We start from the raw sequence: 12,676 nt of genomic DNA on the forward strand, positions 1-12,676 counted from the left end.
CTCCGTCGGTCCGCTGCTGTCACCGGGTCCACTCTCCCCGGCCGCGACGACGGCCGCCACACGAGGGACCGGCGCGGCCGTCGGGGTGCCGGGCGCCCCTCGGCACCCCGCGCGGGGCGGGGACTCCTCGGGTGCGCCGGGTACACCCCGGCGGCTGTCATGGGCGGGCCCGACGCGTGGGCGGCGCGCTGAGGGGGTACGCGCCGGGCATGTCCGATTTCTACGGTGTACGGCCGGCCGCACACGTCCGCGACCGGGTGACCGCCCGTCTCAGTGCCTGGGACCGCGAGGTCTTCCACCGGGTCGCTGCCCGGCACTGGCCCGGGGGCGACCAGGTGCTGCCCCGGCTGAGCCACACGGCGAACCACGGGCTGCTGTGGTTCGGCGCGGCGGCCGGCATGGCCGTCGTCGGACGCGGCGCGCGGTCGCGGCGGGCCGCCGTCCGCGGCGTGGCGTCGCTGGCGGTGGCGTCCGCGGCCATCAACACCGTGGGCAAGCGGGCCGTGCGGCGCGCCCGGCCGGTGCTGGACGCCGTGCCGGTGGTGCGGCGGTTGAAGAAGCAGCCGTTCACCACGTCGTTCCCGTCCGGCCACTCCGCCTCGGCCGCCGCCTTCGCGACGGGCGTCCTGATGGAGTCCCGGGGCTGGGGCGCGGCGGTGGCGCCGGTCGCCGCCGCCGTGGCGCTGTCCCGCGTGTACACGGGCGTCCACTACCCCGGCGACGTGCTCGTCGGCGCCGCGCTCGGCGTGGGCGCCGCCTTCGCCGTGCGCGGCGTCGTGCCGACCCGGTCCCAGCTGCCCGTCCCGGGGCGCCCGCACACCGACGCGCCCGTCCTGCCGGGCGGTGCCGAGCTGGTGGTGGTCGCCAACCGGGCCTCGGGCACCGGTGACACGACCGCCCAGGTGCGGGACGCGCTGCCGGACGCGGAGGTGCTGGAGTGCGAGCCGGGTGACATACCGCAGGTGCTGGAGAAGGTGGCCGCCTCCGGGCGGTACCGGGCGCTGGGCGTGCTGGGCGGCGACGGCACGGTCAACCGGGCCGCGGCGGTGGCCGCGCGGTACGGCCTGCCGCTCGCGGTGTTCCCGGGCGGAACGCTCAATCACTTCGCGTACGACCTGGGCATCGAGTCGGTCCAGGACGCCTGCCGCGCCCTGGCCGCGGGCGACGCGGTCCGCGTCGACCTGGGGCGCTTCTCCCCCGGCCCGGACGGCGCGCCGCACGGGTACTTCGTGAACACCTTCAGCCTGGGCGTGTACCCCGAGCTGGTGCGGCTGCGGGAGCGCTGGTCGCCCCGGATCGGCGGCTGGCCGGCCGGTGTGCTGGCCTCGCTGCGGGTGCTGCGCGGTGAGCATCCGCTGGAGGCCGAGGTGCACGGGCGGCGGCGGCCCCTGTGGCTGCTGTTCGCCGGGAACTGCGTCTACCGGCGCATGGGGCCCACTCCGGGCCGCCGCCACGACCTGGCGGACGGCATGCTCGACGTCCGCGTGGTGCACGCGGGACGGCTGCCCGGACTGCGGCTGCTGGCCGCCGCGCTCGCCGGCCCGCTGAGCCGCTCGCCGGTGCACGCCGCCGAACGGCTGCGCCGGGTGCGGGTCTCGGGCCTGGCGCCGGGGACGCCCCTGGCGTACGACGGCGAGGTGACGGACGCCCCGCCGGAGCTGTTCATCGACAAGAAGGACGAGGCGCTGACGGTCTACCGGCCCGCGCCGGCCTCCTGAGCTGGTCCCGCCGACCACCCCGCGCCCCGATCGTGTCCGGCCCGGTCGGCGGCCCGGTCACCGGCTTCGTCACCGGCCCGGTCACCCGGGCCCTCACCGGCCGAGGGTGCCGGCGTCTCCCATCACGATGACGGGGTGCTTCGCCGGGTCCAGGGCGAGCAGCAGCTGCCGCATGTCGTCCCGCCGCAGGGAGACGCAGGCGCGGGTGGGCCCGCCGTGGTCGACGTGGATCCACACCCCGCCGCCCATGGCGGCACCGAGGGGGCGGACCTTGTTCAGGGGCGAGGTGCCCGGGACGCGGTTGTAGTCGATGGCCACCACATGGTCGAAGGAGCCCTCCAACGGTTCGCCCAGGAAGCCCGTGCCGGGCATGTTGAACTCCTCGCTGCGGTCGTAGGGCAGCCGCGTGCCGGGATCGGGGAGGCGTCCCCCCGCGTCACCGAGGGCGTACACCCCGATGGGCGAGCGCAGGTCCCCGGCGCGGTGGTGGGCCGTCCAGCCGCGCAGCGCGTTGTGCGCGGGCCAGGGCTGGCTGACCGCCTTCCACCCGGCCGCCGGATCGCGCTCGTACAGCACGGCGGTCGACTGGTGGGAGTGCGGTCCGTCGCCCTTGACGACGAGGGCCTGGGTGCTGTTCGCCGGGACGCGCGAGCGGGTGGCGGGGCCGAGGCCGGGGATCTCGGCGGGCGCGATCAGCCGGGGCGCTCCGTGGGCCTGGTCGGCCGACGCCGTCCTGCTCGCCCCGCCGGACGGGCCCGGGCCGGGTGCGGCCGTACGGGGAGCGGCACATCCCGCGAGCAGCAGCCCGGCGCACACCGCGCCGGTGAGCACATGGCGTCCTGCTCTGTTGACGACGGGCATTGTCGGGGCCTTTCCCTCATCGCCGGGGCCGTGCGGCGTGGACTGCGACCACAGGAGTGATGATCGGCTGATCCGGCCGCACGGGTGTGGCGCTGAGGGGGCGACGCGCACGAAGTTCCCCCGGTCGTACGGGTGGGCGTGCCCCGGGACCTACAGGAGGGGGCCCAGCGGTCCGAGGTCGAGGTTGAGGTCCTCCGGTTCGAGTCCGAACCGCGTCCGCAGGAGGTCCATGCGGTCCTCCAGCAGCATCAGCGTGAGGCCGATCCGCTCCTCCTGCTCCTCGGTGAGGTCGCCGCCCTCGACCCGCCGCAGCGCCTGCCGCTCCATGAGCTGACGCAGCAGTTCCACGACGGTCAGGACGAGCCGCGCGAGGTCGCGTTCGACGGTGTCGGGGTCGAGTTCCACCTTGCGGCGCGACGACGCGGTCACAGGCGCACCTCCCCGGCCGGTCCCCAGGGCGAGGGGACGTCCTCGCTGACGGAGCTGATGAGGGCCTTGAGGTCGACGCGTACGAGGTCGACGTCGGCTATCCGCAGGGTCAGGTCGCCACTGAGCACAACGCCGCCCGCGAGGAGCCGGTCCAGCAGGTCGACCAGGGCGATCCGGCGCTCGGCCAGGGGCTCAGGAGCGGCACGTGTCACGGGGACGGTCATCGGCCGGCCTCCTGGGGCGCGGGGGCGTCCGCCGTCGCCGCCGGGGCCTCCCCGGGCGCCGGGGCGTCCTCGTCGGCGATGCCGGCGAAGGAGTACGGAGCCCAGGGCCCGGTCAGCTCGACGCGCACGCCCGGCTCGGACGCCGCCTCCACCAGCTCGACGAACCGCTCGCTGCGCGTGCGGTCGACCAGGTAGGCGGCGTTGAGCACGTTGACGCCGGGCGCCCCGGACAGCCGCGCGTCCTGGGGGCGGTGGACGGTGCCGGCCTCGGCGTACCGCGACAGCTCGGCGTGCAGCCGGCGGCACAGGGCGTCGGCCCGCTGCCAGTCGCCGTCGCGGCTGCGGCGGGCGTGGAGCCGCCGGCGCAGGTAGTCCCGGCCGGTCGTCCCGCTCGCGGGTGCCTCCGGCTCGGCCTCCTCGGCGGCCTGGGGCTCCGCGTACACCTTGACGCCCCACTCGACCCGGCCGTCCAGCCGTTCCAGCGCCCGTACGAAGCGGTCGTGGCCGTCCTCCAGGAGGCGTCGCACGCCGCTGTCGTCGCGGCACACGGTCGCTAGCCGCAGCGGGAGGGGGCAGGTCACGGTGGAGATGGCGGCGATCACGGCGTCGTGGGCGCGCGCGGTGTCGGCCAGCCAGTCGAGGTCCTCCAATCGGGCGCGCAGGGGCGCCTCGTCGAAGTCCTCGGGCGGGACCGCGCCGACGACGGCGACCAGATCGCCGTGGCGCAGCAGCCGGGGCGGTTCGCCGCCGATGCCGTGGGCCCCTTCGGGCAGGACGCCTTCGAACGGTCGCGTGACGGCGTAGACGTAACGCAGCCGGTCGGTGGTGCTCATGCGGTGCGTCCCTCCAGTTCGGCGATCCGGCGCTGCAGGTCGGCGTTCTCACGCGCGAGTTCGTCGCTCCTGGCGCGGGTGGAGAGCGCCGGGTCGCTCTCCCACCAGTCGATGCCCATCTCCTTGGCGCGGTCGACGGACGCGACGACGAGGCGCAGTTTGATGGTGAGCAGCTCGATGTCCAACAGGTTGATCTTGATGTCGCCGGCGATGACGACGCCCTTGTCGAGGACGCGTTCCAGGATGTCGGCGAGGTTGGCGCTGCTGCCTTCCGAGGCGTAAGGGCTGGGCAGGCCGCTGGGGCGTGGGGTGCTCATGTCTGTCCGGGGCCCTTCTCCAGGCGGTCGAGGAGCTCGTCCTCCCGGCGGTCGAATTCCTCTTCGTCGATCTCTCCCGCCTCCAGCATCCGGTTGAGGCGGGAGAGTTCGCGCTGTACGGCGGCGGGGTCGTAGTACTGCCGCTCCGCCTCCGCCACCACCTGGCGCAACACCCAGGCGGTGCCGCGCAGGGGCGCAGCCGGCAGCAGCAGCAGTTCTCCCAGCAGGCCCATGCTCGGTCCCTCCCTCGTTCTACTCGACGAAGCTGTACGGCGGCAGCGGGCCGTTCACCTGGAGCGCCAGGTGGTGGTGTGCCTGCTGGAGCTTGTCGATCGCGGCGACAAAGCCGTCGGCGCGGTCCCGCTCGACCAGGAACGAGATGTTGGCCAGCCAGCCGCCGCTCTCGGGGCCGGGCCGGACGTCGGCGGCCTCGGCCTCCAGCGCCTGCTGGAGGAGCACCGCGTCGCTCGCCTCGCGCTGCTGGACGGCGGCAGCGACACGCTCGCCGAGGGCCAGCTTCTGTTCGTAGGTGCCGCCGCCCGCCGCGCGGTTGGCCTCGCTGAGCTTGCGCAGCTCGGGGTTGTCGGCGAGCACCCGGTGCAGGACGGCTTCCTCGTCGTGGCTGGCCTTCACGTTGTACTCGACCTTGTCGTCGAGGGCGCGCAGCCGCTCCAGGTAGTGCTCCTCGCGGTCGCCGAGGACGGCGAGGACGGCGTCGTCGTCGGGCGAGACGCCGCCGAACCGCATGGGCAGGACCGCGCCGGCCGCGCCCGCCTCGGCGAGGACGTTCTGATGTGCCATCAGATCGCGCCGCTTGGGCCTGAGGTCCTCGGGCGCGTCGCTGACGAGCACGGCGAGGGCGCCGTGCTTGAGGACGCGGACGGGCTGCGGCGGGTCACCGATGCCGCCCATCTTCTCGGGCAGGCCGGGATGTGAGCTCCGCGCGATCCCGTAGACGTACGTGCTCACTCCGTCTCCTCCTTCTTACGGGACGACGTGCGGCCGGTCGAGCCGCTGGACGAGCCCTTGAGGGCGTCCGAGATGGTTTCGGCGGCGCCGGAGAGCGCCCCCTTGGACTTGCCGCGGGCGCCGGACTCGGTCACCTCGCCGACCAGGTCGGGCAGTCCGGGGTTCTTGCGGGGCCCGGCCTCCAGGTCGAGGCGGTTGCACGCCTCGGCGAAACGGAGGTAGGTGTCGACGCTCGCGACGACGACCCGCACGTCGATCTTCAGGATCTCGATGCCGACCAGGGACACGCGGACGAACGCGTCGATGACGAGTCCGCGGTCCAGGACGAGTTCGAGGACGTCGTAGAGGCCGCTGCTGCCGCCGCCGCTCTGCTGTGCCGGAACTACGGTCATGGTGGGGTGCCTCCCTCCCTAGGAACGGTCGGACCTGCCGCGCTCGTAGCGGCGGACGCGCCGGTAGCCGCTGAGCTCACCGTTCGCGTCGAGTTCGACCTCGTACGAGGCGAGCAGGCTCATCGTGTCGGGGACACGCGCCAGTTCGAGCACCTCGACGTTCAGCGTCCAGCCGTCCTCGGTGCGTTCGAACGACGACACCGACTCGGCTTCCATGCCGGTGAGTTCGGCGAGCTGGGCGCATGCGCCGCGCAACACCTGCATGGGGCTCTGTGACTGTTCCCGGGGCTGTTGTTGTGCCCGGGCGCTTGTCGCCCGGGCGCTGGTGTCCTTCTGGTTCTCTGTGGTCTCTGCGTTCTCTGTGTTCTCTGATGTGTTCGCCATGAGTGCCTCGCTCTCCTGGTTGCCGTGACTCGGATCCGCAAACCCTTGGCCCCCGCCCGGCGCCGGGTCAGCGCAGTGGCGTGGCGACGGGGCCGCCCGGCCTGGCGCGTACGGAGTAGGGGCCGACGGCGCGCCGTTCGAGCATCAGCGGCCTGCCGCGCAGGTGCGGAAGCACGTGGGGCTCGACGGACCGGTGGTAGTCGGCGAGATCCGCCTCGGTGATCCCGACCCCGGGGAAGAGCACCTTGTCGGGGCGGTGGATGTCGACGGTCCGGCGGCCGGCTCGTACGGCCCTGGCAGTGCTCGTGCTCATCGGGTGCGCCTACCCGGGCGCCGTCCGGCCACACGCCGGTACCCCGTTGCGGGGCGGCGGTGCGCCGGGTGAGGATCCGGTGCCATGAGTGTGCTGCTGGAGACGCCCCGCCTGGTGCTGCGTACGGTCGGGGAGGACGACCTGGACGAGGTGCTGGCCCTCGACGACGACCCGTGGGTCATGCGGTACATCAACGGCGGCCGGCCCGTGTCGCGCGAGGAGGTGCGGACGGGAGCGCTGCGGCGGCTGAGGGGGCCGGGGTTCTGGGCCGCGGTGGAGCGTGGCGGCGGCGAGTGGCTGGGCTGGTTCTCGCTGGAGCCGACGGGCGAGGAGGGCACGGTGGAGCTCGGCTACCGGCTGCGTCGATCGGCGTGGGGCCGGGGGTACGCGACCGAGGGCTCCCGCGCGCTGATCGCGAAGGGCTTCGGCGAGCTGGGCGTGCGGCGGGTGGTGGCCCGGACGATGACGGTCAACGCGGGTTCGCGGCGCGTGATGGAGAAGTGCGGGCTGACGTACGTCCGGACGTTCTTCGAGAAGTGGCCGGAGGTCATCGAGGGGTCCGAGCACGGGGACGTGGAGTACGCGCTGACGCGGGAGGAGTGGTCCGCGAAGGACACCGCCGCGCACCCCGGCGGGTGACCCGGACGCGGCCGGCGCGGCGCGCGGGGCCTGTGAGGGCCGGTGGCCGGCCGCACGGCTGTGTCCCGGCGCGGGGCCGGGACACAGCCGTCGGGGCGGCGGGGGCTCAGGGCGTGATGTCGCTCTCCACCAGCAGTTGTACGGCCGCGGCGATCGACTCGGCGTCGATGCCCGCCTTCCGCAGCTGCTCCTCGGGCGTCGCCGACGCCGGCATGTCGCGGACCGCCAGGCGGGCCATGCGCGGTGCGGGGCGGCCGTCGGAGAAGGCCTCCGCGACCGCGTCGCCCAGGCCGCCCTCGGGGTGGTGGTCCTCCACGGTGAGGAGGCAGCCGGTGGCGCGGGCCGCTTCGGTCAGCGTGTCGACGTCCACCGGCTTCACCGAGTACAGGTCGATCACCCGGACCGGGATGCCGTGGTCCTCCAGCAGGTCGGCGGCCTTGAGCGCCTCGTGCAGCGTGACGCCGGCGGCGACGATCGTCGCCCTGTCGTCGTCCCCGTGGCCGCGCAGCACCTTGCTGCCGCCCACCGGGAACGTCTCGTCGGGCCCGTACAGCACGGGCATGTCGCCGCGCGACGTGCGCAGGTAGCGCACGCCCTTGAGGTCGGCCATGGTCGCCACCAGCCTGGCCGTCTGGTTGGCGTCGCACGGGTAGAGCACGGTGCTGCCGTGCACCGAGCGGAACATCGCCAGGTCCTCCAGCCCCATCTGGGACGGCCCGTCCTGGCCGATGGCGACGCCCGCGTGGGAGCCGACGAGGTTGATCCCGGCCTGGCTGACGGCCGCCATCCGGACGAAGTCGTACGCCCGGGTCAGGAAGGCCGCGAAGGTCGACGCGTACGGGACGTAGCCACGCGTCTGGAGGCCCACGGCGGCGGCGACGAGCTGCTGTTCCGCGATGTAGCACTCGAAGTACCGGTCCGGGTGGGCCTTCGCGAAGAACTCCGCCCTGGTCGAGTCGCCGACCTCGGCGTCGAGCGCGACGACGTCGGCCCGGGCGGAACCGAGTGCCTCCAGCGCGTGCCCGAAGGCGGTGCGGGTGGCCACGGTGTCGCCCACGTCGAAGCGTGGCAGCCGGGGTTCCGCGGGATCGCCGTCGCCGCTCGGGACGGTCTTCCGCCCGGTGGCGTCCGCCGGCCCGCGTACGTCGACGCGGAGGGAGCGCGAGCCGCCCAGCTCGGCGACGGCGGCCTGCGCGTCCTTGACGGGCTTGCCGTGGAAGCCCTCCAGGTCCTCGACGGCGGCGACGCCCCGCCCCTTGTGGGTGGCGGCGAGGATGGCGGTCGGTTGCCGGATCGTGGAGCGGGCCTCGGCGAAGGCCCGGTCGACGGCTTCCACGTCGTGGCCGTCGACCTCGATGGTGTGCCAGCCGAAGGCGTGCAGCCGTCGCTCGTAGGCGGCCAGGTGGTGCCCGTGGCGGGTGGGTCCCCGCTGGCCGAGGCGGTTGACGTCGACGATCAGGGTGAGGTTGTCGAGGTGGTTGTACGCGGCGTGCTCGACGGCCTCCCAGACCGAGCCCTCGGCCATCTCGCTGTCGCCGGACAGGACGTAGACGTGGTACGGGATGTCGTCGAGGCGCTTGCCCGCGAGTGCGATGCCCACGCCGACGGGCAGACCCTGGCCCAGGGAGCCGGTGGCGACGTCCACCCAGGGCAGCCGGGGTGTGGGGTGTCCTTCGAGGCGGCTGCCGAGCTTGCGGAAGGTGAGCAGTTCGTCGTCCTGGACCGCTCCGGCCGCCTTGTACATGGCGTACAGCAGCGGGGAGGCGTGGCCCTTGGACAGTACGAGCCGGTCGTTGCCGGGGTGCTCGGGGTGGTCGAAGTCGAACCTCAGGTGGTGGGCGAGGAGGACGGCGCCGATGTCGGCCGCCGACATGGACGACGTGGGGTGCCCGGAGCCGGCGGCGTCGGCGGCGCGTACCGCGTCGACGCGCAACTGCTGTCCCAGGGTGGCCAGTTCGTGGTAGTGCATGTCACTCCTTGCTGTTGCCGCCGCCACGGGTGCCGTGGTCGCCGCCGGGACCGGCCGGGATGCGGGCCAGTTCGGGCGAGGCGGTGTCGAGGGGGACCTGCCAGGAGCGCAGCAGGCCGAGCTGGACGGCCTGCCGCGGCAGGGCCGCGTCCAGCAGCCAGTCGGCGGCGACCCGCACCCGGTTGCCGGGCATCGCGGCCAGGTGGTAGCCGCGGGTCACGGCACCGGCGACGGCGCCGGACAGCTTTACGCCCATCGGGTTGGCGGCCGCCTTCACCCCGCCGAGGTCGACCGCGAAGCCCAGGTCGTTGTGCTTGTACGGGACTTCCTCGCCGAGCCCGAGGGACGCGGCGACGTTGCGGGCGGCGACCTTGCCCTGCCGGGCCGCGTGCTGGGCCGTCATGGGCGTGAACTCGCCGGGCCGGGTCAGGTCCGGTACGGCGGCGGCGTCGCCGCACGCGAAGACGTCGGGGTGGCCGGGGACACCGAGCTGGGGCGTCACGACGAGGCGTCCGCGTTCGACGGGCAGGCCCAGTTCGGAGACGAACGGGTCGGGGCGTACGCCGACGCACCAGATCAGCGACCGGGTCTCCACGAACTCGCCGTCGTCCAGCAGCACCCCGTCGGGCTTCGACTCCTTGACGGACGTCTTCGTGCGCACGTCGACGCCCCGGCCGCGCAGCACCTCGTCGGCGGTGCGCGAGAGGCTCTCGTCCAGGCCGGGCAGCACCCGGTCGGCCACGTCGAGCAGCATCCAGCGGGGCTTCACCCCGGCGGGCCAGGCGGGCTGCTTGCGGACGAGCGCGTCGGTGAACATCTTGCCGTGCGCGGCCAGTTCCGTACCGGTGTAACCGGCGCCGACGACCACGAAGGTGCAGCGGGAGGTGCACTCGGCGGGGTTCCCGGCGGCCGAAGCCAGCTCGATCTGACGGGTGATGTGGTCACGCAGGTACAGCGCCTCGGGCAGGCCGCGGAAGCCGGTGGCGTTCTCGGCGACCCCCGGGATGGGCAGGAGCTTGCTGACGCTGCCCACGGCGAGGACCAGCCGGTCGTAGGTGAGCGTGCCCTCGGTTCCCTCGGGGTCGGTGTAGTGGACCGCGCGCCCGTCGAGGTCGACGTGGTCGGCCTGGCCGAGGACCAGCCGGACGTGGCGGAGGGTGCCGGGCAGGGACACGGTGATCCGGCGCGGTTCGAGGACACCGGCGGTGACCTGGGGCAGCAACGGGAGGTACAGGAAGTAGTCGGTCGGGTTCAGCAGCACGATCTCGGCCCGGCCGCGCAGGCTGCGGGAGAGGTGGCGCGCGGTCTGGTATCCGGCGAAACCGGCACCGACGATCACGACGCGCGGCAGGGCGCGGGAGCCGTCGGGGCGGCCGGAGGGGGCGGGGTGCGGGCCGGGCGGGCTGACGGACGGGGTCACAGGGCCTCCAGCGTCATGTCTGCGTAACGGCACAGCCGCGTGAAGCGGACGGACCTTCCCGGTGCCCCGGAGCCTGTCCCCCAAACGCGGCATACCGGTCGCGGGCCGGGTGCGGACCCTGGTCGGCGGCAGCGCCGGTACGGGGCCGGCACGCCCGCCGGCGACCCCGGTGGAGCACCCTCCGACCGTGCGCGCGCCGCCCCGCCGGCCACTCGGGGGCAACCGGCTGCCGATATCAGCATGCGAGAAGTGCGTATCAGGATGTGACATGACGGCCTAGGCTGGCGGCACCGATCACCCGGCGCACAGAAGGAGTACGTCGATGGCTGACGTTGTCTACACGCATGGGCACCACGAGTCGGTCCTGCGGTCGCACCGCTGGCGGACGGCCGGGAATTCCGCCGCCTACCTGCTGGGCGAGGTGCGGCCGGGGCTGGAGATCCTGGACGTGGGCTGCGGACCCGGAACCATCACGGCGGACCTGGCCGCGCTCGTCGGCCCGGACGGCCGTGTGACCGCGGTCGACGCGGCCGCCGGCGTGCTGGAGCAGGCCCGCGCCACCACCCGCGAACGGGGCCTGGACAACGTCCGGTTCGCGGTGGCCGACGTCCACGCCCTGGACTTCCCCGACGACTCCTTCGACATCGTCCACGCCCACCAGGTGCTCCAGCACGTGGGCGACCCCGTGCGCGCGCTGCGCGAGATGCGGCGGGTGTGCCGCCCCGGCGGGGTCGTCGCCGCACGCGACAGCGACTACGCGGCGTTCGCCTGGTACCCCGGGGTGCCGGTGCTGGACGAGTGGCTGGAGCTGTACCGGCGGGTGGCGCGCGCCAACGGCGGCGAGCCGGACGCGGGCCGCCGGCTGCTGTCCTGGACCCGCCGCGCCGGTTTCCCCGACGTCACCGCCACCGCCACCGCCTGGTGCTTCGCCACCCCCGGGGAGCGCGCGTGGTGGAGCGGCCTGTGGGCGGAGCGGACGACCGCCTCGCAGTACGCCCGGCTCGCGGTCGACGGCGGGCACGCGACCGAGCGGCAGCTGACCGCGATCGCCGAGGGCTGGGCGGAGTGGGGGCGCCGCGAGGACGGCTGGTTCCTGGTGCCGCACGGCGAGGTACTGTGCCGGGCCTGACGACCCCAGCACCCCACCGACACCGACACCGACACCGACACCGGCCGTGGCACCCGCCGGCGGCCTCGGCTCCGGTGCGGCGCCGGCCGCCGGCCCGCACCGCGTCCCGGCCGCCCGCCGGCTCCCGTCGCGGTGCCCGCGCCTGCGGCCGAATCGATCTCACCGTCCGGCGCCGTCAACTACCCTCGCCCGTATGGAGATCCTCGGCACCACGCTGCGCGTCTGCGTCGACGACCTGGAGACCTCGGTGGTCTTCTACGAACGGCTCACCGGCAGCCCCGCGCTCCGTTTCGAGCGCGGCGGCGTGTCCGTGGCGGCCATCGGCTGCTTCCTGCTGATGAGCGGTCCGGAGTCGGAGCTGGAGATCCTGCGCAAAGTGGCGGCCACGATCGCCGTCGAGGACGTGGACGCCGCCCACACGACCCTCACCGAGGCGGGCGCCAAGGTGCTGGCGGGCCCCGTGCCGACACCTGTCGGCCGCAACCTCATCGCCGTCCACCCCGACGGCTCGGTCTTCGAATACGTCGACCAGCGCCGCTGACACCGGCGCCGCTCCGGACACCCAGCCGGCCTGAGCTCCGCGAGCGCGGGGACGGCCGCGCGCCGGCTGTCGGCAACGAAGGCCACGCGCTCCGCGGCCCGGCAGCCGCGAGGGCCGCCCGACAGGCCGCCGGAGTCGATCTCCGCACTGGAGTCGATCTCCGCACTCCGGCCCACCGAGGACGGGCTGGAGGCCGAGGTGGAGATGCGCCGACCACGGGGATCCCGCATTCCGTAATATCCGTTTACGCCCGGATTGCCGGGCTGTCCGTCGGGTAGGAACCGTCTCGTGGGGCGTGTTCCGCATCGGCGCCCCGGCCGCTGCGAGCGACCGCCCAGGAGGTGACACCCATGGCCGTGGGCAAGAAGGCCAAGAATGCGGCACAGAGCGCCAAGGGCAAGGCGAAGGAAGCCGCCGGAAGGGCGGCCGGCAACGACAGCCTCCAGGCGGAGGGGCGGGCCGAACAGATCAAGGGCGACGCGAAGCAGACGGTGCAGAAGGCCAAGGACACGCTCAAGCACTGAACCGGCGGTCGTCC

Annotated in this window: 16 protein-coding genes and 1 pseudogene; 5 read left to right on the forward strand and 12 right to left on the reverse strand. The window is 74.0% G+C overall.

Features of this window, described 5'->3' with window-relative positions:
• The first annotated feature begins 209 nt into the window (after window positions 1–209).
• Window positions 210–1,718, forward strand: a complete 1,509-nt coding sequence (locus tag IE109_RS03765; protein ID WP_189549010.1) for a bifunctional phosphatase PAP2/diacylglycerol kinase family protein — start codon at window positions 210–212, stop codon at window positions 1,716–1,718.
• 93 nt (window positions 1,719–1,811) lie between these two features.
• Here the strand turns inward: IE109_RS03765 and IE109_RS03770 are convergent, their stop codons facing one another.
• The 10 genes and pseudogenes from IE109_RS03770 to IE109_RS03815 all read right to left on the reverse strand — a co-directional run.
• Window positions 1,812–2,579, reverse strand: coding sequence for a hypothetical protein (locus IE109_RS03770; RefSeq protein WP_189549012.1), 768 nt, complete (start codon window positions 2,577–2,579; stop codon window positions 1,812–1,814).
• Between the two features lie 150 nt (window positions 2,580–2,729).
• Window positions 2,730–3,008: a gas vesicle protein K gene (locus IE109_RS03775; protein ID WP_189549014.1), complete on the reverse strand. Its 279-nt coding sequence runs from the start codon at window positions 3,006–3,008 to the stop codon at window positions 2,730–2,732.
• Window positions 3,005–3,232, reverse strand: coding sequence for a gas vesicle protein (locus tag IE109_RS03780; protein ID WP_189549016.1), 228 nt, complete (start codon window positions 3,230–3,232; stop codon window positions 3,005–3,007). Before IE109_RS03780 ends, IE109_RS03775 begins: the two co-directional genes overlap by 4 nt.
• Window positions 3,229–4,065, reverse strand: coding sequence for a GvpL/GvpF family gas vesicle protein (locus IE109_RS03785; protein WP_189549018.1), 837 nt, complete (start codon window positions 4,063–4,065; stop codon window positions 3,229–3,231). The genes IE109_RS03780 and IE109_RS03785 overlap by 4 nt, the downstream gene beginning before the upstream one ends.
• Window positions 4,062–4,382: a gas vesicle protein gene (locus tag IE109_RS03790; RefSeq protein WP_189549020.1), complete on the reverse strand. Its 321-nt coding sequence runs from the start codon at window positions 4,380–4,382 to the stop codon at window positions 4,062–4,064. Before IE109_RS03790 ends, IE109_RS03785 begins: the two co-directional genes overlap by 4 nt.
• Window positions 4,379–4,615 carry a gas vesicle protein GvpG gene (locus tag IE109_RS03795; protein WP_189549022.1) on the reverse strand — a complete coding sequence of 79 codons (237 nt, stop codon included), beginning with the start codon at window positions 4,613–4,615 and terminating at the stop codon, window positions 4,379–4,381. Before IE109_RS03795 ends, IE109_RS03790 begins: the two co-directional genes overlap by 4 nt.
• Before the next feature lie 19 nt (window positions 4,616–4,634).
• Window positions 4,635–5,351 (reverse strand): GvpL/GvpF family gas vesicle protein, encoded by a 717-nt coding sequence (locus IE109_RS03800; protein ID WP_189549023.1) that lies wholly within the window; start codon window positions 5,349–5,351, stop codon window positions 4,635–4,637.
• Window positions 5,348–5,743, reverse strand: a complete 396-nt coding sequence (locus tag IE109_RS03805) for a gas vesicle structural protein GvpA (protein WP_229890518.1) — start codon at window positions 5,741–5,743, stop codon at window positions 5,348–5,350. The genes IE109_RS03800 and IE109_RS03805 overlap by 4 nt, the downstream gene beginning before the upstream one ends.
• 18 nt (window positions 5,744–5,761) lie before the next feature.
• On the reverse strand, window positions 5,762–6,127 hold the full coding sequence (locus IE109_RS03810; RefSeq protein ID WP_189549025.1) for a gas vesicle protein GvpO: 366 nt from the start codon (window positions 6,125–6,127) through the stop codon (window positions 5,762–5,764).
• A gap of 121 nt (window positions 6,128–6,248) precedes the next feature.
• Window positions 6,249–6,440: pseudogene (locus IE109_RS03815) on the reverse strand (non-homologous end-joining DNA ligase); the annotation flags it as partial.
• Between the two features lie 84 nt (window positions 6,441–6,524).
• On the opposite strand from IE109_RS03815, the gene IE109_RS03820 reads away from it, so the two are divergent.
• Complete coding sequence (locus IE109_RS03820) at window positions 6,525–7,079, forward strand: GNAT family N-acetyltransferase (protein ID WP_189549027.1); 555 nt, start codon at window positions 6,525–6,527, stop codon at window positions 7,077–7,079.
• Between the two features lie 106 nt (window positions 7,080–7,185).
• On the opposite strand, the gene IE109_RS03825 is transcribed toward IE109_RS03820, so the two are convergent.
• Both IE109_RS03825 and IE109_RS03830 read right to left on the reverse strand, forming a co-directional pair.
• Window positions 7,186–9,048 (reverse strand): transketolase, encoded by a 1,863-nt coding sequence (locus tag IE109_RS03825; protein WP_189549029.1) that lies wholly within the window; start codon window positions 9,046–9,048, stop codon window positions 7,186–7,188.
• Between the two features lies 1 nt (window position 9,049).
• Window positions 9,050–10,387, reverse strand: a complete 1,338-nt coding sequence (locus IE109_RS03830; protein WP_229890599.1) for an NAD(P)/FAD-dependent oxidoreductase — start codon at window positions 10,385–10,387, stop codon at window positions 9,050–9,052.
• Window positions 10,388–10,790: 403 nt separating this feature from the next.
• Between IE109_RS03830 and IE109_RS03835 the strand changes: the two genes are divergently transcribed.
• The 3 genes from IE109_RS03835 to IE109_RS03845 all read left to right on the forward strand — a co-directional run bounded on the left by IE109_RS03835 (window position 10,791) and on the right by IE109_RS03845 (window position 12,662).
• Window positions 10,791–11,597: a methyltransferase domain-containing protein gene (locus tag IE109_RS03835; protein WP_189549033.1), complete on the forward strand. Its 807-nt coding sequence runs from the start codon at window positions 10,791–10,793 to the stop codon at window positions 11,595–11,597.
• A 193-nt stretch (window positions 11,598–11,790) separates the two neighbouring features.
• On the forward strand, window positions 11,791–12,138 hold the full coding sequence (locus tag IE109_RS03840) for a VOC family protein (protein WP_189549035.1): 348 nt from the start codon (window positions 11,791–11,793) through the stop codon (window positions 12,136–12,138).
• 350 nt (window positions 12,139–12,488) lie between these two features.
• Entirely contained in the window at window positions 12,489–12,662 is a 174-nt protein-coding gene (locus IE109_RS03845) for a CsbD family protein (RefSeq protein ID WP_189549036.1), read from the forward strand.
• The last annotated feature ends 14 nt before the right edge of the window (window positions 12,663–12,676 follow it).

Source organism: Streptomyces lavendofoliae, from assembly GCF_014649735.1.
Taxonomy (GTDB): Bacteria; Actinomycetota; Actinomycetes; order Streptomycetales; family Streptomycetaceae; genus Streptomyces; species Streptomyces lavendofoliae.